At 34.3% G+C, this 1673-nt stretch carries 2 protein-coding genes; both read right to left on the bottom strand.

What is annotated here, in order from left to right; genetic code table 11:
- Positions 1 to 184: 184 nt before the first annotated feature.
- Positions 185 to 967, bottom strand: coding sequence for a hypothetical protein (locus U881_RS0100815; protein ID WP_024652956.1), 783 nt, complete (start codon positions 965 to 967; stop codon positions 185 to 187).
- A gap of 1 nt (position 968) precedes the next feature.
- A partial coding sequence (locus tag U881_RS10320) for a right-handed parallel beta-helix repeat-containing protein (RefSeq protein ID WP_200861704.1) occupies positions 969 to 1673 on the bottom strand: 705 nt, incomplete at its 5' end.

A 1673-nucleotide genomic window follows, 5' to 3' on the forward strand; every position in this document is an offset into this window, starting at 1 on the left:
TATACTTCTTGCATCACAAACCGCAAATACACCCTTATCTTTAAGAACAATTGGTTCACCAAGTCCACCAATATAACCTTTAGAATCAAGATAATCACCAAGTCCAAATTGTATGCGGATATTACTATCCATAATTCTCTTTTTTATCTCTTCATAATCTTCATTACTAATACTCATAACAAACTCACCAATCATATCTGTAGAAACACAGATACGCTAAATTCTTAGGTCTAGTCTCATCATAACCGCTAGTCTCTGTACGATCAGGAAATTTATATTTCGAAATATAATCACCATATGACATATCATAAACAAAGTAATAATTACCCACACCCCAATCACCAGACCTCTTAAGCTCCCGAAAACTTTTTATCAAATTACCATCAAAATCAATTTTGCTCCTATCAATATAGTGATAATGCTTCTCATAAGAATCACTCTGAGTATCTCCAATACTACGAACATAATCATAGGAACCATTATTGTCATAATGTCTTAAAAACCTGCCTGAAAGACTTGGAGCAGATGATATCCCAAATTTTTCTCTTACAAAGCAATTTTCAGGAAGACTTCTACCATCTGGCAAACAGAACTTTTTAGTAGCTTCAAAAGCCTCAATTAATTTTGACCTAGTAAGTTCTGATCCTTCTCGTGCAAATTCACAAGTCAAAAAACCTGGATAAGTATTCTCTAAACAAGTTGCAATCAAATCTTTGATATAAGAATCCAAAGTATCATCATCTGCAGAAGGCGACAAYCCTCTGTTAATTGGATAATATTTTCGATTCTCACTACTYTTTCCATCGCAAATAGCAAACAARCCCTTATCCTCAACTACAATTGGTTCACCAAGTTTACCRATATAAGTTTTAGCTTGCTCCATATTCCCAACTCCAAACTGTATCTTTACATTATCAGCCTGCAAGCGCCTTTTAATTTCTTCAAAATCATCATCACTGATAGCCAAATTATGCAGCCTCCTCTTTATCTTTAACATTTTCTTGATACATACTAACGTCAACAACACGAGCACTAACATCAGAGTTTTTTATAATCTCCACACCAAGCTCATTTTTCACAAAAAAGTCACGAATCAACAAATCTAACGAATGAGTCTTAAGTCCTACTTTGTTTTCTACAAAATTGTTCTCAGAAAGCCTAGCAATTACAACATCACCAAGATTTAATGCAACACCCGTATTGTTACTAAATTCACCACCAGTGATCTTAATGCTAGAAAATCGAGTAAAGTTCAATCCATTTATATTTTTTTTGACAACTCCTCCCCTCATTATTGCATTCACTCCCTCCGCAACAGACGCATTCTTATTGGACTCAATTTCAATTCCAATTAAAGTCAGATTGTCAACACCATCAATTTTAAAACCATGATTTGTGTGTCTGAAAACAACATTTTCTAGCAATATTTTGGGAACACTCGTAATTCGCAAAGCCAAGGCCTGATTGTACAAAAATGTGATATTTTTAAGATACACAAAACTGGCACTATCTAAATATACCGAAAACCTCTCTTCTTCTCGCAATCTATAACTTGAACACAATCTCAAAGCAGTATCACCACAAAAAGTTTTATCTTCCAAAAATGAATCCAAAGGTTCATCACTAAGAGAACCACCTCTAATCAACAGTTCACTAATAGGCTTATGCCACAA

The sequence above is a fragment of the Borrelia persica No12 genome (assembly GCF_000500045.1).
Lineage (GTDB): Bacteria > Spirochaetota > Spirochaetia > Borreliales > Borreliaceae > Borrelia > Borrelia persica.